A 20,486-nucleotide genomic window follows, 5' to 3' on the forward strand; every position below is an offset into this window, starting at 1 on the left:
AATGCGGTTTTTTTCCACCTGCGGGGGTGCGCCTTGCGCGAAATCGTCCTGATAAACATCACTGGCAGTGACCGTCCGGGTCTGACTGCGGCCATTACCGGCGTTCTGGCCCAGGGTGGTGTGAACATTCTCGACATCGGTCAGGCGGTGATCCATGACACGCTGTCGTTCGGCATCCTGGTTGAAATCCCGGACGCCGAACAAAGCAAGTCGGTGCTCAAGGACATCCTGTTCACGGCCTACAAGCTCGACCAGCAGGTGCGTTTTACCCCGGTGTCCGAAGCCGATTACCAGCAATGGGTGGCCGGCCAGGGCAAGAAACGCCACATCGTGACCCTGTTGACCCGCAAGGTCACCGCCGAGCAATTGCAGCGCGTCAGTTCGATCACCGCCAAATATGACCTGAACATCGATCACATCGATCGACTGTCCGGGCGCATGCCGCTGGACACCCCGGATGACAAGGGCAAGGGCTGCATCGAGTTTTCCGTGCGTGGCGAGCCGGCCGATCCCCAGGCGTTGCGCGCCGAATTCCTGAGCGTGGCCCAGGAGCTGAACGTCGACATCGCCTTCCAGGAAGATTCGTTGTTCCGTCGCAACCGTCGCCTGGCGGTGTTCGACATGGATTCGACGCTGATCGAAGCCGAAGTCATCGACGAACTGGCCAAGGCTGCTGGCGTCGGCGACAAGGTGTCGGCCATCACTGAGCGAGCCATGGCCGGTGAACTGGACTTTCGCGCCAGCTTCAAGGAGCGCCTGGCGCTGCTCAAGGGCCTGGACGTCAGCGTGCTGGACTCGATCGGTGCCTCCCTGCGCCTGACCGAAGGCGCCGAGACGCTGTTCGCCGAACTCAAGCGCCTGGGTTACAAGACCGCCATTCTGTCTGGCGGCTTTACCTACTTCGCCAAGCAGTTGCAGGCCAAGCTCGGCATCGACTACGTGTTCGCCAATGAACTGGAAGTAGTGGACGGCAAGGTGACCGGCGTGGCCGTCGAGCCGATCGTCGATGCCCAGCGCAAGGCCGACCTGCTGCGTGAACTGGCCGAGAAGGAAGGCTTGCGCCTGGAACAGACCATCGCCGTGGGCGACGGTGCGAACGACTTGCCGATGTTGGCCATCGCCGGCCTGGGCGTGGCGTTCCGGGCCAAGCCGCTGGTCAAGCAGTCGGCCAGGCAAGCGATTTCCACCCTGGGGTTGGATGGGGTGCTGTATCTGTTGGGGTTCAGGGATCGGGACGGGCAGCTGTGATTCGAGTCTGTCGCAATCTTTTGGAGGCATTCATCTGTGGCGAGGGGATAAATCCCCGCTGGGCTGCGCAGCAGCCCCCAAAACCTAATGCCTCGTTGTGTCAGGCTGGCTGGAGTTGACTGTATTGGGGCTGCTTCGCAGCCTAGCGGGGATAAATCCCCTCGCCACAGAGGTTGTGTTGGCTGTTCAAAGCGATTTCCACAACGAATCGAAATTCCCTTCTTGGTCGCCGCCATCCCCGCTCTCGGTTGAGTCTTCCGGGTGATAGGAAAACTGGTTGAAGCTGTGGGTGCTGGTAACCCGCCGGTCCAGGCCGGCGCGGCGTTCCTGGCCATTGGTATTGATCAACACGCGCTGGCCCTCCTGGAAAGGCATGCGCGGGGCGATCATGGTGGCAGGCAGGTCAATGGCGCTGATCTCGGGAAGTAGCAGCCCGCGCAAGTAGTGACCGGGCCCAGCCTCTTCCCGAACCAGTTGCAGCCCGCAAGGCTGGGCATGGGGGGCGACCAGCTCGATGCCCATTTGCATGGCGCCGTTGCGCACTTGGCGGATCCAGCGCACCACGGCGATGCTCCAGGCTTGATCGCTGGTGTCCCGAATGCCGACCATTTCCCCGGCTTGCAGTTGTTCCGGCACCTCTTTCGGCCAGCCGAGGCAGTAACCTCCAGGGCTGTGGTTGATGATCGGCAAGTCGTAGGTGGGGAAGTGGTGCTGGTTGTCGGAACTGCTGCTATCGTCATCGGCCGGGTTGACCGGATACTCGATTTCTTCATAGGGCAGCAGGTCGTTGTCGCCAGCCGGGGCGGCGTCGAAGGCCTGGCTCCAGGTATCGCTGGTCTTGGTGGGCGAGGCTTCGAAGCGGGCCTTGCGCGTGCTGGGGTTTTTCAGGATCTCGCTGAAAGAGCGCTCGCCACCGAGGTAGTAGTGCAGCGCACTCATGCCCACGCACAGGGTCAGTGTGCCGTTGCCTTCGGTGCGCTGGAAGCTGCGTTCGGCCGCTTCGCCCCAGGCGGCTTGCAGGTGATGCAAGGTGTCGGCGCTCATGCCGCCCGGTACGGGCAGGGTGTTATCGGCCGGCTTTTCCAGGTGAGTGGCGATTGCCTGCACCAGCGGCTGTGGATCAAACCCTTGCAGGGTCGGCTGTTGCTCGGCCCTGAACTTGGAGCGATAACGGGGCCCGATATCCAGTTCCGGCGCGACAGCGAACAGGCCGGTGGCGGTTGCGACCGGGTCCAGCTTGACCCACTGGCTCCAGGATTCCAGGACTTCGGCCAACCGTGCGATCTGGCCCTGGCGCAGCTGATTGCTGCGAGAGGCGCCCAGCAGCAGGGCAACGACATAAGTTTGTTCCGCGTTCAACTGATGAACCTGGCTGGCCAGTTCATCGCTGACGCTTTGGTGCTGCAGCCGGTGTTGGCAGGCGATCCGGTACAGCTGATGCAAATCGAGCCATAGCCCTTCGGGGACAGGGCTGTACAGCTGGGTGACCCGCAGCAGCGTACCGTCGAGGGCATGCATTGCCCGTTGCAACGCGGTGCTCAGCAGCCGGGCCTGGTCCTTGGTGTATTTCGGCGCGATACGCGCCACGATTTGTTTATAGCCCACGGCCAGATGGGTTTGCAGGGCCTGGCACAGGTTGACGATTTTGCGTGAGCGCTCATCCAGCACGATGGCCTGTTGCAGGAAGTGACGCTCCAGGTGCTTGCAGACGTAATACACCTCGGGCCGCAGCAGTTCGAGCAACTGCAGACGGTTGTCGCTGGGTGTGAGCAACTGGTTGAGTTCGCCAAGGGCCTGATACAGCAAGCGGGCGGTTTCGCCGATGTTGGCCTTGGGCAGGTTGGCGATCCAGCGCTTGAGATCGCGTGGCGTTGCATCGCAGAACGACAGGCGTGGCTGCGTCGGGGTTGGGACGCGCAGTCGCTGGAGAGGGCTGGTCTCATTCATGCCGTGGACGGGCTCCGGCCGAAAATGAAGGGGATGTTTCCAACTCTAGCAGTTGTAGCCGAAAAGAAGTGCCCTATCTATGCTGGATGCCCTGTGGGAGCGAGCTTGTTCGCGATGACGCCAGGACAGTCGGTATTGATGTGACCGTTACATCGCCATCGCGAGCAAGCTCGCTCCCACACTGATGATTCTTTACTCAGGCCTTTGGCAGTGCCAGCCCTTGGCCCATCTGCACCGGCGAGCCGGCCACCAGTGCTTCGGCCCATGTCACCTGGTCCGGGCCAAACAGCACGATGGCGGTCGAGCCCAGCTTGAAGCGGCCCAGTTCGGCACCTTTTTCCAGGTGGATCGGCGCACGGGCGGCTTCATCGTAACGGAAGGTCTTGAGTTCACGTTTAGGCGGCGTCACCAGGCCGGCCCAGACGGTTTCGATGGACGCCACGATCATCGCGCCCACCAGCACCACGGCCATCGGCCCGCGCTCGGTGTCGAAAATGCACGCCACGCGCTCGTTGCGGGCGAACAGCTCCGGAACGTTTTCAGCGGTGGTCTGATTGACCGAGAAAATCCGCCCGGGGATGTAGACCATTTCCCGCAGGGTGCCGGCCAGCGGCATGTGCACGCGGTGGTAGTCCTTGGGGGAGAGGTAGATGGTGGCGAAGTCGCCGCCCATGAACGGTGCTGCGTTGGCTGCGTCGCCGCCCAGCAGTTCCAGCACGCTGAAGCTGTGGCCCTTGGCCTGGAATACCCGGCCGTGCTCGATCGGGCCGAGCTGGCTGACGGCGCCGTCGGCGGGGCTGAGGATCGCGCCCGGGGTTTCGTCCAGCGGGCGTGCGCCGTCTTTCAAGGCACGGGTGAAGAAGGCATTGAAGTGCTCGTAGGCCGTCAGGTCTTCCACCAGCGCCTGGGACATGTCCACTTGATAGTGCTTGGCAAACCACTGGGTGAAGGCATTCTTGAACCAGCGCACGCGGCATTCGGCAATGCAGCCGGCCAGCCGCGACAGCAGATGGTGGGGCAACAGGTACTGAGAGAGGATGAACAAACGGTTTTTCATTAACTGTCCTTAAGAACCTTCAGAGCTCGATAGGGGTGTCGGGGTGGTTGCCCCATTCGCCCCAGGAACCGGCATAGCCTTTGACCCGCGGATAACCGAGTGCCTTGGCCACCAGGTAGGTGAAGCCAGAGCGGTGGTGAGTCTGGCAGTGGGTGATGATTTCTTTGTCCGGCGTGATCCCCAATTGTTCGAGAATCTGCGGCATATCTTTGCGGATGCGCAGGTTGCGTGCTTGGTCCATGCCGGCCGTCCATTCGAAATTGACCGCGCCGGGAATGTGTCCGCCCCTGGCTGCGACCACTTTCTCGCCGGAATATTCCAACGGGCCGCGTGCGTCCCAGATCGCCAGGTCGGCAGCACCGAGACGGCTTTGCAGGTATTCGCGGGTGGCGGTGGGGGCTTCGTGCAGCGTCAGGCTCGCCGCGCCGGCGACGGGGGCCGGTACTTCAACGGACACCGGCAAGCTTTCGTCCAGCCACGACAGCAGGCCGCCGTCGAGGTAGTGATAGTTCGAGTGACCGATCACGTCCAGCAACCAGATAAAACGCCCGGCCCAGCCGCCGCCTTCATCGTCATAGACCACGTAGACCGCATCCGGGTGATGCCCGAGTTCGCCGAACAGTGCTTCCAGGTCGGCTTTGGCCGGCAACAGGCCCGGCGCCGGCGGTTGGCCAAGCTGGGTGCGCTTGGGGTCGACGAAACGTGCGCCGGGGATGTGCCCGGTGCTGTAGCGGGCGGCGCTGGTCAGGTCCACCAGGATCAGTTCGCGGGCGTCGAGGCGCGGCAGCAGCTCGCTCGGCTCGATCACCAGCGGCAAGCCAGAGAAGTCAGGCATGTGAGGTCTCCAGGGGCGCAAAGGGAAAGGATTGTACCAAGTTCAGCGGCCGCGGTTGGTAAAGGTATGCAGGGCCCTTTCGATGCATTGCACGGTTTTGCCGAACGCTTGCACGGTCACGTCCGAGAACGGTCCGCCGCCCTGGTCCACTACCACCAGCATGATCACTCGACCGTTGCAGGTCAGCGAGCGCAGCAGCAGGTGCTCGCCCCGGAACAGGCTGCTCAGGCCCGGCGGCAGCAACGCCGAGAATTGGGCATTGTTGTCCGGGTTCAGGCGAACCTGGGCCTGCTGGGCCAGCAACCGCTGCAAGACCTTGCTTTGATTGATGGAAAAACTGGCGGCCGCGGCCTCCTTGGGCAGGCCGGCGGTCTGGTGCACACGTACGCTGGTCTGGCTGCGATCAGCCATCAGGATCATTACCCGGCGCATCCCGCACGCCACCAGCGCGTCCCGTGCCGAGGTGGTCAGGTGCATGGCATTGCTGAAGGGGCTCGGTTCCACCAGCAACGCAGAGCATTGCTTGCGCCACTGGGTCAGGTCTTCGGCACTCGGCGGGGCGGCGGGTAGCAGTCCGGGGTGGATGCGGCGGCTGCCCCAGGGCCAGATCAGCGCCACGGCCGGGTGCCAGAGATCGGGCATGGCGTCGTGGCGGGCACTGGTGACGGCTTGTTGGTGCAGCTGCTGCTGGACGTCATCCATCGACATCTGCAGATACAAACTGGTGAGATATTGCCAGCGAGCGCTGTTGGGGGAGTCCCAGGCTTGTTGCGCTGAAAGGGCCAGGCCGTTGGCCAGCAGCACGGTATTGGCGGGCTGATTGAGCCAGCGCCGCAGGGTCGGGTCATCGTCCAGGCGATTCTGCTGGCGCAGCGGGTGCTCGCTGTCCCGGGCGATGCGGAGCACTTGCACCAGTTCGCGGCGTTCGTTGAGCAGCAGGCGGTAGCCCTGCATTATCCAGATCGGCAGGCGCCAGGTTTCCACCAGCGCCAGGCAGATTTCCAGCAGGCTGACGCCGAACAGTTCGCGTTCGACCTCGCGGGCGGGCTGGCCTTTATGGATGACCCGCAATTCCCACTCTCCCAGCAATCGCGGATGAGTCAGGGCCAGTGGCCAGAGCGGTGACAGAAACAACAGGCTGCCCCAGTGGATGTCTTGCCACAGCCGCGCCAGGCGGCTGGCAAAAAAACCGTTGGCCTGTTGCGTAGCGTGTTGGCTGATCAATTGCAGCTGGCGCAGGGCGATGGGTATTTCATGACCCGGCAACGAGGGCAGGCGGGCGAGCAGTTCTTCGGTGCGTTTAAGGCCGAGGCGGTTGATGGCCACCTCGAGGTTTTCGGCCGGTTCCGCGAGGCTGCCATGGGTGTGATGGTTGGCTTCGCGGATGACGCTCAAGACCAGGGCGGGGCTGTCCTGCATCAGCTCGGCGATGTCACGCAGCGACCGGCGGCTGTCGGCAAGTGCCTTGCAGACCAGGTCATGACTGGCGTGGGGCACGGGCAGGTGGACGCCGTCGAGCAGCTTGACCCAGCCTTCGAGCGTGGTCGGTCGTGGAGTTGGAACCTTCGTTTCGTTAGCCATGGTTGGACGTGATCATCGCAAAGGGTATCTACGCCCGGAACGGGGCAAAATTGGCTTTTCGCCGGAACTGACTATAGTCTGGCGCAGTTTTGCCGATAAGTAGAAGAAGAGATTTTTCAGCTTCCGAATATGACCTTGAACCCGACTTAAATAAGTACTTTCTATCTATGGCTAAAATTATCGGCATCATTGTCGTGTTCGCGAGCGTACTCGGCGGATACGTGCTCTCCCATGGCAAGATTGCCGCCCTGATCCAACCTTTCGAGGTCTTGATCATCGGTGGCGCGGCCCTCGGCGCATTCTTGCAGGCCAACCCCGGCTATATGACCATGCATGTGCTCAAGAAGTCTCTGGGCATGTTCAGTTCGCGTTTCAGCCACACCTTCTACCTTGAGGTGCTGGGGCTGATCTACGAAATCCTCAACAAGAGCCGCCGCGAAGGCATGATGGCGATCGAAGGCGATATCGAAGACGCCGCCGCCAGCCCGATTTTCGCCAAGTACCCCTCGGTGCTCAAGGACGCCCGCATGACGGCGTTCATCTGTGATTACCTGCGCATCATGTCGTCCGGCAACATGGCTCCCCATGAGCTTGAAGGCCTGTTCGACATGGAACTGTACAGTCTCAAGGAAGACCTGGAGCACCCCTCCCATGCGGTCACCGGCATCGCCGACGCCATGCCGGGTTTCGGTATCGTCGCGGCGGTATTGGGCATCGTGGTGACCATGGCGTCCCTGGGCGACGGCGACCAGAAGTCCATCGGCCTGCACGTGGGTGCGGCCCTGGTGGGGACCTTCTTCGGTATCTTGGCCGCGTATGGTTTCTTCGGGCCGCTGGCCACTTCCCTGGCCCATGATGCCAAGGAAGAGCTCAATATCTACGAAGCCATCAAGGCTTCCCTGGTGGCCTCGGCCTCGGGCATGCCGCCATCGCTGGCGGTGGAGTTCGGTCGCAAGGTCCTGTATCCGGCGCACCGTCCAAGCTTCGCCGAGCTGGAACAAGCGGTTCGCGGTCGTTAAGTCATGGAGAATAACCAGCCGATCATCATCAAGCGCGTCAAGCGCATAGCCGCTGGGCATCACGGGGGCGCTTGGAAAATCGCCTTCGCCGACTTCGCGACGGCGATGATGGCGTTCTTCCTGGTGCTGTGGCTGCTGTCCACCGCGACCCCAGAGCAGAAAATTGCCATTGCCGGTTACTTCAAGGACCCGGTCGGTTTTTCCGAAAGCGGCACGCCCTACATCATCGATCTGGGTGGTTCGCCGACCCTCGCGCCGGACACGACGCTCAACCCGGAAGTCAAGTCCCAGCCCCAGCCCGACAAGGTGACGGTGGACTCCGAGCAGGTCGAAGGGATGGCCGAGCAGATCGAGCGCGAGCGTCTGGAATTGCTGCTGCAAGAATTGCAGAACAAGGTCGAAGAGAACCCGCAACTGCAGAAATTCAAGGACCAGATCCTGTTCGAAATCACGCCGAACGGCTTGCGCATCCAGATCATGGACGCCGAGAACCGGCCGATGTTCGATTCCGGCAGTGCGCGCCTGAAACCTTATTTCGAAGACATTCTGCTGGCCATGGCCGACACCATCAAAGCGGTGCCGAACAAAATCAGCATCAGCGGTCATACCGATGCCAAGCCCTACGTCGGCAAAGGTGATTTCGGTAACTGGGAACTGTCCGCCAACCGCGCCAATGCGGCCCGTCGCGCCTTGGTGGCCGGCAGTTATCCGGACGAGCAGGTGGCGCGGGTGGTCGGTTATGCGTCCTCGGCGTTGTTCGACCGCAAGGACCCGTTCAACCCGGTCAACCGGCGTATCGATATCGTGGTGTTGACCAAAAAGGCCCAGCAAGCCATCGAAGGTTCGCAAACCGATGATCCGCCGCCGGATCCGGCCCAGGGGCAGGGCGCGCCGGGTGAGGTGCCTGAGACGCCTGGCGCAGCGGCTGATCCGAACGCCTTGCCGATGGATCAACAACCCGTGCCGGCCCATGAGCTGCGCGAGCGTCTGAATCTGTTCGACGATGCCGCGCCCAAGCCGGCCGCGCCGCCGGCACAGTGATCTGACTGGCGAGAGCAAACCTGTGGCGAGGGGATTTATCCCCGCTGGGTTGCGCAGCAGCCCCTCTTTTCATCTGATACTCGGGATGGAATACGAAGGGGGGCGCTTCGCGCCCCAGCGGGGATAAATCCCCTCGCCACAATTGTGTCCGGCTCACATTCCGGGTCAGTAACTGCTTTCCGGCAAGCTGGCGATGATCGAGCGGTAGCTGTTCATCCGTTGCTGATGCACGCGGCCTTCTTCCAGCGCCTTGAGCAGCGCGCAACCAGGTTCGCGGTCGTGCTTGCAGTCGCGGAAGCGGCAGGTGCCGATCAGCTCGTTGAACTCAATGAACCCGGCTTCGACATCGGCCCGGCTGACGTGGCCCAGGCCGAATTCACGGATGCCCGGCGAGTCGATCAATTCACCGCCGCCGGGGAAGTGGAACAACCGCGCGGTGGTGGTGGTATGGGTGCCCTGGCCGGACAACTCGGACAACGGCCCGACACGGGTCTCGACGTCTGGCAGCAGGCTGTTGACCAGCGATGACTTGCCAACGCCGGACTGACCGACGAACACGCTGATGCGCCCATCCAATTGCTGTTGCAATTGCTCCATGCCGTTGCCGTGATGGGCCGAGACTTCCAGCACCGGGTAACCCAAATCCCGGTAGACCGACAGCAGGGCGTTCAGCGCCGGGGCGTTGTGCTCGTCGATCAGATCAAACTTGTTGAGCAGCAACAATGGGCGGATGCCAGCGTGCTCGGCTGCCACCAGGTAACGGTCGATCAGGTTGGCGTGGGGCTCGGGCAGGGGGGCGAACACGATGACGATCATGTCGACGTTGGCCGCTACCGGCTTGAGCTGACCACGGCTGTCCGGACGGCACAGCTCGGTGTGGCGCGGCAATTGCGCCACGATCACACCGATGCCCTGGTTGCCGGCACGCCAGACGACTTGGTCACCCGTGACCAGGGCCGGCAGGTTGGCGCGCAAGTGGCAACGGAACACCTGGCCGGCCAGTTCGCCTTCCCGGGCCTCGACCTCGACCTGCACACCGAAGTGGGCGATCACCAGACCGGTCTGTTCCGGGCCCAGGTCGCCACCTTCCAAGGCTTCGACAGCACTGGATTCGCGTTTGGCGGCGCGGGCGGCGCGCTCGCCCTGGATCTTTTCGATGCGCCAGTTTTGACGACGATTGAGTTGGCGTTTGGCCATGGGTGTTCCGTATGAAGAAATGCAGCGAATAGGGTAAAACGGCCGCGAGTTTAGCACGCCCAAGGGCCGGCCTAGGCTAAACTGCGCAGCTACGCCGAGGAGCTCCCCCATGCAAAACCCGCAGAACCTGATCTGGATCGACCTGGAAATGACCGGTCTGAACCCCGATACCGACGTCATCATCGAAATGGCTACCATCGTCACCGACAGCGACCTCAACACCCTGGCCGAAGGCCCGGTGATCGCGATCCATCACAGCGACGAGATCCTGGCCGGCATGGACGAATGGAACACCCGCCAGCACGGCGGCTCGGGCCTGACCCAGCGGGTGCGCGAGAGCAAGATCAGCATGGCCGAAGCCGAGGCCCAGACCATCGCGTTCCTGGAACAGTGGGTGCCGAAGGGCAAGTCGCCGATCTGCGGCAACAGCATCTGCCAGGACCGTCGCTTCCTCTATACCCACATGAAATCCCTGGAAAGCTATTTCCACTACCGCAACCTGGACGTCTCCACCCTCAAGGAACTGGCCGCCCGCTGGGCTCCAGACGTGCGTGACAGCTTCCAGAAGGGTGGCAGCCACCTGGCCTTGGACGACATTCGCGAGTCCATTGCCGAGCTGCAGCATTACCGCAAGCATTTCATCAAGTTCTGACGGAGCTCTTGTGGCGAGGGGATTTATCCCCGTTGGGCTGCATAGCAGCCCCAATATCCTGATACCCCGTTGTGTCAGGTTGCTTGGTGTCAGGCGTATCAGGGGCTGCTGCGCAGCCCAGCGGGGATAAATCCCCTCGCCACAGGTTTCTGTGTTGGACTTGTCGGAACCGCCCTCTTTTGGTGCCTGCCCGAAATGGCTAGACTGCGCGCCTTCCTGCAAGGACCGCCACCATGTTGCTGATGCTTTATCTGATTGCCATCACCGCCGAAGCGATGACTGGTGCCTTGTCTGCCGGGCGTCGTGGCATGGACTGGTTCGGCGTGGTGCTGATCGCCTGTATCACGGCGTTGGGGGGCGGCTCGGTGCGCGACGTGTTGCTTGGCCATTACCCGCTGACCTGGGTCAAGCACCCGGAATACCTGGTGCTGACCACCGCGGCGGCGATGCTGACGGTGTTCCTGGCGCGCTGGATGCGCCATCTGCGCTCGCTGTTCCTGGTGCTCGACGCCGTGGGGCTGGTGGCATTCACGCTGATCGGGTGCATGACCGCCTTGGAAATGGGCCATGGCATGCTGGTGGCATCGGTCAGTGGGGTCATCACAGGGGTGTTCGGCGGCATCCTGCGAGACATCTTCTGTAACGATATCCCGCTGATCTTCCGCCGCGAACTCTATGCCAGCGTCTCGTTTGCCGCCGCGTGGTGCTATCTACTCTGTGTCTACCTGCAATTGCCGAATGAACAGGCGATTCTCATCACTTTGTTCGGCGGCTTCCTGCTGCGGCTCCTGGCGATTCGCTTTCACTGGGAAATGCCGAAGTTCGTTTATAACGACGAGGTCTGACGCTCGGCGTGTTGGCGCAACGCCCACTCGACATGCTCGCGCACCAGTTCCGAAGGATAATCGCGTCGCGCCTCCAGCGCTTGCAGCACCGCAATGGTTGAGGGGGCGTTGCCAAGGCCCACCGCCAGGTTGCGCAGCCAACGTTCGTAACCGGCGCGGCGCAGTGGCGAGCCTTCGGTGCTGCGCAGAAACGTGTCCTCGTCCCACATGAACAGCTCGGCCAGCCCGGCGTTGTCCAGGTTGTGGCGCGGTTTGAAGTCGCTTTCCCCGGACGGTCGGGCGAAGCGGTTCCACGGGCAGACGATCTGGCAGTCATCACACCCGAACACCCGATTGCCGATCAATGGCCGCAGTTCTTCGGGGATGGCACTTTTCAGTTCGATGGTCAGATAGGAGATGCACCGACGGGCATCCAACACGTAGGGCCCGACGAAGGCATTCGTAGGACAGATGTCCAGGCACGCCGTGCATTTTCCACAATGTTCGCTGGCATGGGGCGGATCCACGGGCAGCGGCAAGTCGACGAACAGCTCGCTCAAAAAGAAATAACTGCCAGCCTTGCGGTTCAACACCAGGGTGTTTTTACCGATCCAGCCCAGGCCGGCCTGTTCGGCGATGGCCTTCTCGAGCACCGGCGCGCTGTCGACGAAGGCGCGATAGCCAAAGGGGCCGATGAGCGCCTGGATTTTTTCTGCCAGTTGCTGCACACGTTTACGGATCAATTTGTGGTAATCGCGGCCCAATGCATAACGCGAGACGTAGGCCTTTTCCGGTTGGCCGAGCAATTGCGCCATTTGTGTGTCGCCGGGCAGGTAATCCATGCGCAGGGACACCACCCGCAGTGTGCCCGGCACCAGCTCCTCGGGGTGCGAGCGTTTGCTGCCGTGGGCAGCCATGTAATCCATCTCGCCGTGATAGCCCGCGTCGAGCCAGCGCTGCAAATGTTGCTCATGCTCGGCAAGGTCCAGGCCGCTGATGCCAACTTGCTGGAAACCCAACTCACGGCCCCAGTCCTTGATGGATTGGGCGAGGGCGGGGAGGTCTGTGGGAATGACAGGCATGAGGCGAGAGAAACCGGAGCTGAGATGCGTATAATTCTGCCAGACATCGGAGCCCGAAGACGCATGCCGCACACTAAAGATGATTTTCCCGACGCGCTGTACAGTGCCGTGCAGGTCCGGGCCCTTGACGCACAACTGATCGCGGCGGGTACCACCGGCTTCGAATTGATGCAGCGCGCGGCCCGCGCCATGTGGCGTGCGATCGTCCGGCACTGGCCTGACGCCAGCGAGCTGACCGTGCTGGCTGGCCACGGCAACAACGCGGGCGATGGTTATCTGGTAGCGACCCTGGCCCGGCGCGCCGGTTGGTCGGTGCGTGTGCTGACGGTGGGCGAGCCCCGGCGCCTGCTGGGCGACGCCGCCAATGCCCACGCCGAGGCTGTAGCTGTAGGCGTCCCGGTGGAACCGTGGTCGGACGAATCCGAATTGCGCGGCGTGCTGCTGGACGCATTGCTCGGCACTGGGTTGAGCGGCGATGTACGCGAGCCCTATGTGCGGGCCATCGACACGATCAATGTCAGTGGCCTGCCGGTCGCCGCGGTGGATATTCCTTCCGGGCTGTGTGCCGACACCGGTCGGGTACTGGGCACGGCGGTGGTGGCTGACCTGACTGTGACGTTCATTGGCCTGAAGCTCGGCCTGGTCACGGGGGATGCGGCGGATCGGGTGGGCGAACTGGTGTTCAACGATCTGCACGCCGACCCTGACATCGTTGAAGCGGCAGCGGCCAGTGCTCGATTGCTCTCACCGCATAATCTGCCGCGTCTGGCGCCTCGCATGCCCACTTCCCACAAAGGCCGGTTTGGTCATGTGCTGTTGATTGGCGGCGACCGAGGTTTTGGCGGTGCCATCCAGATGAGCGCCGAAAGCGCCCTGCGTTGCGGCGCGGGCATGGTATCCATGGCGACCCGCAGCGAGCATGTGTCCGCGGCGCTGACGCGTTTGCCCGAGGTCATGGTGCAGGGCACCCATTCGGCCAACCAATTGATGGGCTTGCTCAAGCAGGCCAGTGTGTTGGTGGTCGGGCCGGGGCTGGGCCAGGCCGCGTGGGGACGCAGCCTGTTGTCGGTGGCGGCCAATGCGCCGCTGCCGCAAGTGTGGGATGCCGATGCGCTGAACCTGCTGAGCAGCGGCGACGTCATCCTGCCCGAGCACTGTGTCATCACGCCGCATCCGGGCGAGGCGGCGCGGCTGCTGGACATCTCCACGGCTCAGGTGCAGGCCGATCGTCCGGCGGCGGCCCATGCATTGAGCAAAAAATACACCGCCACGGTGATTCTCAAGGGCGCCGGCAGCCTGATTGCCAGCCCGGACGGTCGCCTGGTCGTTTGCAGCCAGGGCCATCCGGCCATGGCCACGGCCGGCCTGGGGGACGTGTTGGCCGGCGTGGTCGGCGCTTTGTTGGCCCAGGGCATGGAAGATTTTGATGCGGCGTGCCTGGCGGTCTGGTTGCACGCCAATGCCGGTGCCCAAGCCGGTCGATCGGGTCGGGGAGTGGTGGCGACCGATCTGATCCCGGCCATTCGTCAGTTGTTGGAGGAGCATTCACCGTGTCTGAAATAACCCTGTACGTGGCGGATGAACACGCCATGACGGAATTCGGGGCGCGTATAGCGCGCACCACTGGGGGTCATGGGCTGATTTTTCTCGAAGGTGACCTTGGCGCGGGGAAAACCACCCTGTCCCGGGGCATCATTCGCGGCCTGGGGCACGTTGGCGCGGTAAAAAGCCCTACGTTCACGTTGGTCGAGCCCTACGAGATCGGTGACGTTCGCGCCTTCCATTTCGACCTGTATCGACTGGTGGATCCCGAGGAACTGGAATTTCTCGGTATTCGCGATTATTTCGAAGATGATGCCTTGTGCCTGATCGAATGGCCCCAGAAGGGTGCAGGCTTTTTGCCAAAGCCGGACCTGACCATTACCATTGGCGCGCAGAACGGCGGGCGTTCGCTGAAACTGACGCCGCAAGGCTCGCGTGGCGAGTCGTGGTGTGCCGCTTTGGCATTGGAAACTAATTGATGATGGGGTTTGGTATGCGCTTTCGCGCGGTGGTTGCTGTCGTAGGACTGTTGCTTACGGCACTGGCCGTCGATGCTGTGGCCGAGACAAAGGTCAACAGCGTTCGCCTCTGGCGGGCGCCGGACAACACACGGCTGGTCTTCGACCTGACGGGCCCGGTGCAGCACAGCGTATTCACCCTGACGGCCCCGGATCGCTTGGTGATCGACATCAATGGCGCGTCCCTGGGGGCGCCGTTGAACGTGGCCACCGCCAACACCCCCATTACCTCGATGCGCTCTGCCCAACGGACGCCGACCGACCTGCGGGTGGTCATCGACCTGAAAAAAGCCGTGACCCCGAAAAGCTTCACCCTGGCGCCGAACGCCCAGTATGGCAACCGGTTGGTGGTGGACCTGTTCGACAACCCGGCCGATGCCGCGCCGCCACCGCCGCCGCCCACCAACGTCGCGACGTTGCCAGCGGTACCGGTGACGCCGACCGAGCCGGCGATCAAGCTGCCCCCGGCTCCGGCTGGCAAACGCGACATCATTGTGGTGATCGACGCCGGTCACGGCGGCGAAGACCCGGGTGCCTCGGGTTCGCGCGGCCAGCGTGAAAAAGACGTGGTGCTGTCCATCGCCCGTGAGTTGCAGCGTCAGGTCAACGGCATGAAAGGCTTCCGTGCCGAACTGACCCGGACCGGTGACTATTTCATTCCCTTGCGCGGCCGTACCGAAATCGCCCGTAAGAAAGGCGCTGACCTGTTTGTCTCCATCCACGCCGACGCCGCGCCTTCGGCGGCAGCATTCGGAGCCTCGGTGTTTGCCCTGTCCGACCGTGGCGCCACCTCCGAGACCGCTCGTTGGCTGGCTGACAGTGAAAACCGTTCCGACCTGATTGGCGGTGCTGGCAACGTCAGCCTCGATGACAAGGACCGGATGCTCGCCGGTGTGTTACTCGATTTGTCGATGACCGCCTCGTTGACCTCCAGCCTGAACGTCGGCCAGAAGGTCTTGAGCAACATCGGGCGTGTCACTCCGTTGCACAAGCAGCGCGTCGAGCAGGCCGGATTCATGGTGCTCAAGTCGCCGGACATCCCCTCGATCCTGGTGGAGACCGGGTTCATCTCCAACGCCAACGAAGCGTCCAAGCTGTCGTCTGCCAATCACCAGCAGGCGCTGGCCCGCTCCATCAGCAGCGGCGTGCGGCAGTTCTTCCAGCAGAACCCACCGCCAGGCACCTACATCGCCTGGCTGCGCGACTCGGGCAAGATCGCCCAAGGCCCGCGGGACCATCGGGTCAGCCCCGGCGAAACCCTGGCGATGATCGCTGTGCGCTATCAGGTGTCACCCGCCACCTTGCGCAGCGCCAACAATCTCAAGAGCGACGAGCTCAAGATTGGCCAGACCCTGACCATTCCCGGCAATGAAGTGGCGGTCCAGCAATGAGTGATGAAGTGATCGGCAGCAACGCTCGCATTGAACTGCTCAGCCCACGGCTGGCGAACCAGATCGCCGCCGGTGAAGTGGTCGAGCGTCCGGCGTCGGTCATCAAGGAGTTGCTGGAAAACAGCCTCGACTCCGGGGCTAAACGCATCGACGTGGATGTCGAGCAGGGCGGCGTGAAGTTGCTGCGGGTGCGTGATGACGGTGGCGGTATTTCTGCCGATGACCTGCCGCTGGCCCTGGCGCGGCACGCCACCAGCAAGATTCGCGACCTGGAAGACCTCGAACGGGTCATGAGCCTGGGGTTCCGTGGCGAGGCGCTGGCGTCCATCAGTTCTGTGTCGCGCCTGACGCTGACCTCCCGGACTCGCGATGCCGAGCAGGCCTGGCAGGTCGAGACCGAAGGCCGGGAGATGGCTTCTCGCGTCCAACCCGCGGCCCACCCGGTGGGTACCTCGGTGGAGGTGCGCGACCTGTTCTTCAACACCCCGGCCCGGCGCAAGTTTCTCAAGGCCGAGAAGACCGAATTCGACCACTTGCAGGAAGTCATCAAGCGCCTGGCCCTGGCGCGCTTTGACGTGGCGTTCCATTTGCGCCACAACGGCAAGACCATCCTCAGCCTGCACGAAGCCCATGACGACGCGGCCCGCGCCCGGCGTGTGGGCGCCGTGTGCGGTGCCGGTTTCCTGGAACAGGCCTTGCCCATCGAAGTGGAGCGCAATGGCCTGCACCTGTGGGGTTGGGTCGGGTTGCCGACCTTTTCCCGTAGCCAGGCAGACTTGCAATATTTTTATGTGAATGGCCGGGCGGTACGCGACAAACTGGTGGCCCATGCGGTGCGCCAGGCTTATCGCGACGTGCTGTTCAACGGCCGGCATCCGACTTTCGTGTTGTTTTTCGAAGTCGATCCGGCGGTGGTGGACGTCAACGTGCACCCGACCAAGCACGAAGTGCGTTTCCGTGACGGGCGCATGGTGCACGATTTCCTCTATGGCACCTTGCACCGCGCCCTGGGCGACGTGCGGCCGGAAGATCAACTGGCCGCCCCGGCAGCGGTGGCTGGCATGGTCCGGCCGACGGGGCTGGATGCCGGCGAATTCGGTCCCCAGGGCGAGATGCGCCTGGCGGCCAACGCACTGTTGGAACAACCCCAGCCGCAGCCGAGCTACAACGCGGCGGGAGCGGGGGCCGGCAGCGGCTATCAGTATCAATACACCCCGCGCCCGCAATCCAACGTGCCGGCAGCCGAGGCCCAGGCGGCCTATCGCGAGTTCTTCAAGCCCTTGCCGGAAGCCGGTGCGGCAGCAATGCCCGACGGCCAGGGCGACATCCCGCCGCTGGGTTATGCACTGGCGCAACTCAAAGGTATTTATATCCTTTCGGAAAATGCCCAAGGCTTGGTTCTGGTGGACATGCACGCTGCCCACGAGCGGATCATGTACGAGCGGCTGAAAATCGCCATGGCCAGCGAAGGCCTCAGCGGCCAGCCGCTGTTGGTGCCCGAATCCCTGGCCGTCAGCCAGCGCGAAGCCGATTGCGCCGAAGAGCACGTGAGCTGGTTCCAGCGCCTGGGCTTCGAATTGCAGCGCCTGGGCCCGGAAACCCTGGCGATCCGTCAGATTCCGGCGTTGCTGAAGCAGGCCGAGGCCAATCGGCTGGTCAGCGACGTGTTGGCGGACCTGATGGAGTACGGCACCAGCGACCGAATCCAGGCGCACCTGAACGAACTGCTCGGCACCATGGCCTGCCACGGCGCGATCCGCGCCAACCGGCGCCTGGCGTTGCCGGAAATGAACGGCCTGCTGCGGGACATGGAAAACACCGAACGCAGCGGCCAATGCAACCATGGCCGGCCGACCTGGACCCAATTGGGCCTGGACGACCTGGACAAACTGTTCTTGCGCGGTCGTTGATGAGCCAGTTGCCCCCCGCGATTTTCCTGATGGGCCCGACCGCTGCGGGCAAGACCGACCTGGCCATCGAATTGACCAAAGTCCTGCCTTGCGAGCTGATCAGCGTCGATTCGGCGCTGGTCTACCGGGGCATGGACATCGGCACCGCCAAGCCGTCGAAAGAGCTGCTGGCCGAATATCCGCACCGGCTGATCGACATCCTCGATCCGGTCGAGGCCTATTCGGCTGCGGATTTCCGTCGCGATGCCCTTCAAGCCATGGCCGATATCACCGCACGGGGCAAGATTCCGCTGCTGGTGGGCGGCACGATGCTGTACTACAAGGCTTTGGTCGATGGGTTGGCGGACATGCCAGCGGCCGATCCCGAGGTGCGCGCGCAGATCGAAGAAGAGGCCGGGCGCCTTGGCTGGCAAGCCCTGCACGAGCAATTGGCGGTCATTGATCCGGAGTCGGCGGCGCGAATCCACCCCAACGACCCGCAGCGGCTCAGCCGGGCCCTGGAGGTTTATCGGGTCAGCGGCCAGAGCATGACGGCCCTGCGCCAGCGACAATCTGCGCAAAGTACTGAAGCAGCCGCTTCGGGACTGCAACAATTGCCCTATACTGTCGCGAATCTGGCCATCGCTCCGGCGAACCGGCAAGTGCTGCATCGGCGAATTGAACAAAGATTCACATTAATGTTGGAACAGGGGTTCATAGACGAGGTCGTAGCCCTGCGTGAGCGAAGTGACCTGCATGCCGGGTTGCCGTCTATACGTGCGGTGGGTTATCGACAAGTCTGGGATTACCTGGACGGGAAGCTGACGTCAGCCGAGATGCAGGAGCGTGGGATCATTGCCACGCGCCAATTGGCGAAACGCCAGTTCACTTGGCTGCGCAGCTGGACTGACCTGCATTGGCTTGACAGTCTTGATTGCGACAATCTGCCACGCGCCTTGAAATACCTCGGGACCATCTCCATATTGAGCTGAGTCCTTGCAATTGCCGTCTATCCTTGGGGGTGTGACGGCCCAAGCCATCTGATTCCGATTTTTATTATTGATCCTTAAAGGAGTGCGGCACATGTCAAAAGGGCATTCGCTACAAGACCCTTACTTGAACACTTTACGTAAAGAGAAAGTTGGGGTGTCCATCTATCTGGTCAACGGGATCAAACTGCAAGGCACGATCGAGTCTTTCGACCAGTTCGTCATCCTTCTGAAAAACACCGTCAGCCAGATGGTCTACAAGCACGCGATCTCGACAGTCGTGCCAGTTCGTCCAATTCGTCTGCCTAGCGCAACCGAAACCGAAGGCGGTGACGCTGAGCCGGGTAACGCCTGATAGGAGTCTCCTTTGTTCTTTGAGCGCCACGGTGGTGGTGAGCGGGCCATTCTCGTTCACTTGGATGGACAGGACCCTGAGGCGCGCGAAGATCCGCAGGAGTTTCAGGAATTGGCACTGTCGGCCGGCGCCGAGACCGTCGCGTTTTTCAACGTGCCGCGTCATCGGCCAACCGCTAAATTCCTGATCGGTAGTGGCAAGGTCGAGGAGTTGCGCGACCTGGTCAAGACCGAGCAGGTCGACCTGGTGATTTTCAATCACATCCTCACGCCCAGTCAGGAACGTAACCTCGAACGTGTTTTCGAGTGTCGTGTGATCGACCGGACGGGGCTGATCCTCGACATTTTCGCCCAACGCGCCCGTACCCATGAAGGCAAGCTCCAGGTCGAACTGGCCCAGCTTGAACACATGAGTACGCGGCTGGTTCGTGGCTGGACTCACCTTGAGCGGCAGAAGGGCGGTATCGGTCTGCGCGGCCCGGGTGAAACCCAGCTGGAAACCGACCGGCGCCTGCTGCGGGTTCGCCTGCGCCAGATCAAGGGGCGCCTGGAAAAGGTCCGCAGCCAGCGCGAGCAGTCGCGGCGTGGCCGCAAGCGCGCGGACATCCCGACGGTTTCACTGGTGGGCTATACCAACGCCGGCAAATCGACCCTGTTCAATAATGTCACGCAATCGGACGTCTACGCCGCCGACCAGTTGTTCGCCACGCTCGATCCGACCCTGCGCCGGCTCGACCTGGACGACCTCGGGCCGATCGTGCTGGCCGACACGGTGGGTTTCATCCGCCACCTGCCGCATAAACTGGTCGAGGCTTTCCGGGCTACGCTCGAAGAGTCGAGTAACTCCGACCTGCTGCTGCACGTGATCGATGCCGCCGAGCCGGACCGGATGCTGCAGATCGAGCAAGTCATGGTAGTGCTGGGAGAGATCGGCGCCCAGGACTTGCCGATCCTCGAGGTATACAACAAACTCGATTTGCTCGAAGGTGTGGAGCCGCAGATCCAGCGCGATGCCGATGGCAAGCCGCAACGGGTCTGGTTGTCGGCCCGTGATGGTACTGGCTTGGACTTGCTCAAGCAGGCCGTGGCGGAGCTGTTGGGCAATGATCTGTTTGTGGGCACGCTGAAGTTACCGCAACGTTTCGCCCGGCTGCGTGCCCAGTTCTTTGAGTCGGGAGCGGTGCAAAAAGAAGAACACGACGAAGAAGGCGACTACCTGCTGGCTGTTCGCCTGCCTCGGTCGGAGCTTAACCGGCTGATCAGTCGCGAAGGGCTGCAACCGATGGAATTCATCGAGCAACACACTTTGCAATAAAAGCC

At 62.4% G+C, this 20,486-nt stretch carries 18 protein-coding genes; 12 read left to right on the plus strand and 6 right to left on the minus strand.

The annotated features are described in order from the left end of the window. Window positions 1-33: 33 nt before the first annotated feature. Window positions 34-1,248 (plus strand): phosphoserine phosphatase SerB, encoded by a 1,215-nt coding sequence (serB, locus tag LOY70_RS02715; protein WP_123345118.1) that lies wholly within the window; start codon window positions 34-36, stop codon window positions 1,246-1,248. 186 nt (window positions 1,249-1,434) lie between these two features. On the opposite strand, the gene LOY70_RS02720 is transcribed toward serB, so the two are convergent. From LOY70_RS02720 to LOY70_RS02735, 4 genes are all read right to left on the minus strand, one after another. Beyond that, window positions 1,435-3,195: a molecular chaperone gene (locus tag LOY70_RS02720; protein WP_265033099.1), complete on the minus strand. Its 1,761-nt coding sequence runs from the start codon at window positions 3,193-3,195 to the stop codon at window positions 1,435-1,437. Between the two features lie 196 nt (window positions 3,196-3,391). Then, the gene (gene asd, locus LOY70_RS02725; protein WP_265033100.1) at window positions 3,392-4,252 is read right to left on the minus strand and encodes an archaetidylserine decarboxylase; all 861 of its coding nucleotides are present in this window, start codon (window positions 4,250-4,252) and stop codon (window positions 3,392-3,394) included. Window positions 4,253-4,271: 19 nt separating this feature from the next. Next, on the minus strand, window positions 4,272-5,087 hold the full coding sequence (locus tag LOY70_RS02730) for a rhodanese-like domain-containing protein (protein WP_265033102.1): 816 nt from the start codon (window positions 5,085-5,087) through the stop codon (window positions 4,272-4,274). A 42-nt stretch (window positions 5,088-5,129) separates the two neighbouring features. Then, entirely contained in the window at window positions 5,130-6,668 is a 1,539-nt protein-coding gene (locus LOY70_RS02735; protein WP_265033104.1) for an HDOD domain-containing protein, read from the minus strand. 167 nt (window positions 6,669-6,835) lie between these two features. Between LOY70_RS02735 and motA the strand changes: the two genes are divergently transcribed. Next, window positions 6,836-7,687, plus strand: a complete 852-nt coding sequence (gene motA / locus LOY70_RS02740; protein ID WP_123345113.1) for a flagellar motor stator protein MotA — start codon at window positions 6,836-6,838, stop codon at window positions 7,685-7,687. 3 nt (window positions 7,688-7,690) lie between these two features. After that, on the plus strand, window positions 7,691-8,728 hold the full coding sequence (motB, locus tag LOY70_RS02745) for a flagellar motor protein MotB (protein WP_265033106.1): 1,038 nt from the start codon (window positions 7,691-7,693) through the stop codon (window positions 8,726-8,728). A 165-nt stretch (window positions 8,729-8,893) separates the two neighbouring features. Here motB and rsgA read toward each other — a convergent pair whose 3' ends face one another. Beyond that, window positions 8,894-9,925 (minus strand): small ribosomal subunit biogenesis GTPase RsgA, encoded by a 1,032-nt coding sequence (gene rsgA / locus LOY70_RS02750; protein WP_028237543.1) that lies wholly within the window; start codon window positions 9,923-9,925, stop codon window positions 8,894-8,896. Window positions 9,926-10,034: 109 nt separating this feature from the next. On the opposite strand from rsgA, the gene orn reads away from it, so the two are divergent. Continuing rightward, window positions 10,035-10,577, plus strand: coding sequence for an oligoribonuclease (orn, locus tag LOY70_RS02755; protein ID WP_265033111.1), 543 nt, complete (start codon window positions 10,035-10,037; stop codon window positions 10,575-10,577). A 233-nt stretch (window positions 10,578-10,810) separates the two neighbouring features. Continuing rightward, the gene (locus LOY70_RS02760; protein ID WP_003186433.1) at window positions 10,811-11,422 is read left to right on the plus strand and encodes a trimeric intracellular cation channel family protein; all 612 of its coding nucleotides are present in this window, start codon (window positions 10,811-10,813) and stop codon (window positions 11,420-11,422) included. Here LOY70_RS02760 and queG read toward each other — a convergent pair. Then, entirely contained in the window at window positions 11,404-12,483 is a 1,080-nt protein-coding gene (gene queG, locus LOY70_RS02765; protein ID WP_265033128.1) for a tRNA epoxyqueuosine(34) reductase QueG, read from the minus strand. The two genes, LOY70_RS02760 and queG, sit on opposite strands and share 19 nt — an antisense overlap. Before the next feature lie 63 nt (window positions 12,484-12,546). On the opposite strand from queG, the gene LOY70_RS02770 reads away from it, so the two are divergent. The 7 genes from LOY70_RS02770 (at window position 12,547) to hflX (ending at window position 20,481) form a co-directional block, all read left to right on the plus strand. Beyond that, the gene (locus tag LOY70_RS02770; RefSeq protein WP_265033130.1) at window positions 12,547-14,046 is read left to right on the plus strand and encodes an NAD(P)H-hydrate dehydratase; all 1,500 of its coding nucleotides are present in this window, start codon (window positions 12,547-12,549) and stop codon (window positions 14,044-14,046) included. Beyond that, a complete protein-coding gene (gene tsaE / locus LOY70_RS02775) occupies window positions 14,034-14,504 on the plus strand; it encodes a tRNA (adenosine(37)-N6)-threonylcarbamoyltransferase complex ATPase subunit type 1 TsaE (RefSeq protein ID WP_265033132.1) in 471 nt (156 codons plus the stop codon). Before LOY70_RS02770 ends, tsaE begins: the two co-directional genes overlap by 13 nt. Beyond that, window positions 14,504-15,934 carry an N-acetylmuramoyl-L-alanine amidase gene (locus tag LOY70_RS02780; RefSeq protein ID WP_025211541.1) on the plus strand — a complete coding sequence of 477 codons (1,431 nt, stop codon included), beginning with the start codon at window positions 14,504-14,506 and terminating at the stop codon, window positions 15,932-15,934. The genes tsaE and LOY70_RS02780 overlap by 1 nt, the downstream gene beginning before the upstream one ends. After that, window positions 15,931-17,844: a DNA mismatch repair endonuclease MutL gene (gene mutL / locus LOY70_RS02785; RefSeq protein ID WP_265033134.1), complete on the plus strand. Its 1,914-nt coding sequence runs from the start codon at window positions 15,931-15,933 to the stop codon at window positions 17,842-17,844. Before LOY70_RS02780 ends, mutL begins: the two co-directional genes overlap by 4 nt. Next, window positions 17,844-18,815: a tRNA (adenosine(37)-N6)-dimethylallyltransferase MiaA gene (miaA, locus tag LOY70_RS02790; RefSeq protein ID WP_265033136.1), complete on the plus strand. Its 972-nt coding sequence runs from the start codon at window positions 17,844-17,846 to the stop codon at window positions 18,813-18,815. The genes mutL and miaA overlap by 1 nt, the downstream gene beginning before the upstream one ends. 91 nt (window positions 18,816-18,906) lie before the next feature. Next, a complete protein-coding gene (gene hfq, locus LOY70_RS02795; RefSeq protein ID WP_025211544.1) occupies window positions 18,907-19,167 on the plus strand; it encodes an RNA chaperone Hfq in 261 nt (86 codons plus the stop codon). Between the two features lie 12 nt (window positions 19,168-19,179). Continuing rightward, window positions 19,180-20,481, plus strand: a complete 1,302-nt coding sequence (gene hflX, locus LOY70_RS02800) for a ribosome rescue GTPase HflX (RefSeq protein WP_025211545.1) — start codon at window positions 19,180-19,182, stop codon at window positions 20,479-20,481. Window positions 20,482-20,486: the final 5 nt, after the last annotated feature.

The sequence above is a fragment of the Pseudomonas sp. B21-054 genome, assembly GCF_026016345.1.
In the GTDB taxonomy this organism is placed as follows: domain Bacteria; phylum Pseudomonadota; class Gammaproteobacteria; order Pseudomonadales; family Pseudomonadaceae; genus Aquipseudomonas.

What these genes read in the sequence shown, in the direction of transcription:
- LOY70_RS02720 (WP_265033099.1), bottom strand. Translation starts at nt 3,195, where the DNA reads ATGAATGAGACCAGCCCTCTCCAGCGACTGCGCGTCCCAACCCCGACG.
- asd (WP_265033100.1), bottom strand. Translation starts at nt 4,252, where the DNA reads ATGAAAAACCGTTTGTTCATCCTCTCTCAGTACCTGTTGCCCCACCAT.
- LOY70_RS02730 (WP_265033102.1), bottom strand. Translation starts at nt 5,087, where the DNA reads ATGCCTGACTTCTCTGGCTTGCCGCTGGTGATCGAGCCGAGCGAGCTG.
- LOY70_RS02735 (WP_265033104.1), bottom strand. Translation starts at nt 6,668, where the DNA reads ATGGCTAACGAAACGAAGGTTCCAACTCCACGACCGACCACGCTCGAA.
- motA (WP_123345113.1), top strand. Translation starts at nt 6,836, where the DNA reads ATGGCTAAAATTATCGGCATCATTGTCGTGTTCGCGAGCGTACTCGGC.
- motB (WP_265033106.1), top strand. Translation starts at nt 7,691, where the DNA reads ATGGAGAATAACCAGCCGATCATCATCAAGCGCGTCAAGCGCATAGCC.
- rsgA (WP_028237543.1), bottom strand. Translation starts at nt 9,925, where the DNA reads ATGGCCAAACGCCAACTCAATCGTCGTCAAAACTGGCGCATCGAAAAG.
- orn (WP_265033111.1), top strand. Translation starts at nt 10,035, where the DNA reads ATGCAAAACCCGCAGAACCTGATCTGGATCGACCTGGAAATGACCGGT.
- LOY70_RS02760 (WP_003186433.1), top strand. Translation starts at nt 10,811, where the DNA reads ATGTTGCTGATGCTTTATCTGATTGCCATCACCGCCGAAGCGATGACT.
- queG (WP_265033128.1), bottom strand. Translation starts at nt 12,483, where the DNA reads ATGCCTGTCATTCCCACAGACCTCCCCGCCCTCGCCCAATCCATCAAG.
- LOY70_RS02770 (WP_265033130.1), top strand. Translation starts at nt 12,547, where the DNA reads ATGCCGCACACTAAAGATGATTTTCCCGACGCGCTGTACAGTGCCGTG.
- LOY70_RS02780 (WP_025211541.1), top strand. Translation starts at nt 14,504, where the DNA reads ATGATGGGGTTTGGTATGCGCTTTCGCGCGGTGGTTGCTGTCGTAGGA.
- mutL (WP_265033134.1), top strand. Translation starts at nt 15,931, where the DNA reads ATGAGTGATGAAGTGATCGGCAGCAACGCTCGCATTGAACTGCTCAGC.
- miaA (WP_265033136.1), top strand. Translation starts at nt 17,844, where the DNA reads ATGAGCCAGTTGCCCCCCGCGATTTTCCTGATGGGCCCGACCGCTGCG.
- hfq (WP_025211544.1), top strand. Translation starts at nt 18,907, where the DNA reads ATGTCAAAAGGGCATTCGCTACAAGACCCTTACTTGAACACTTTACGT.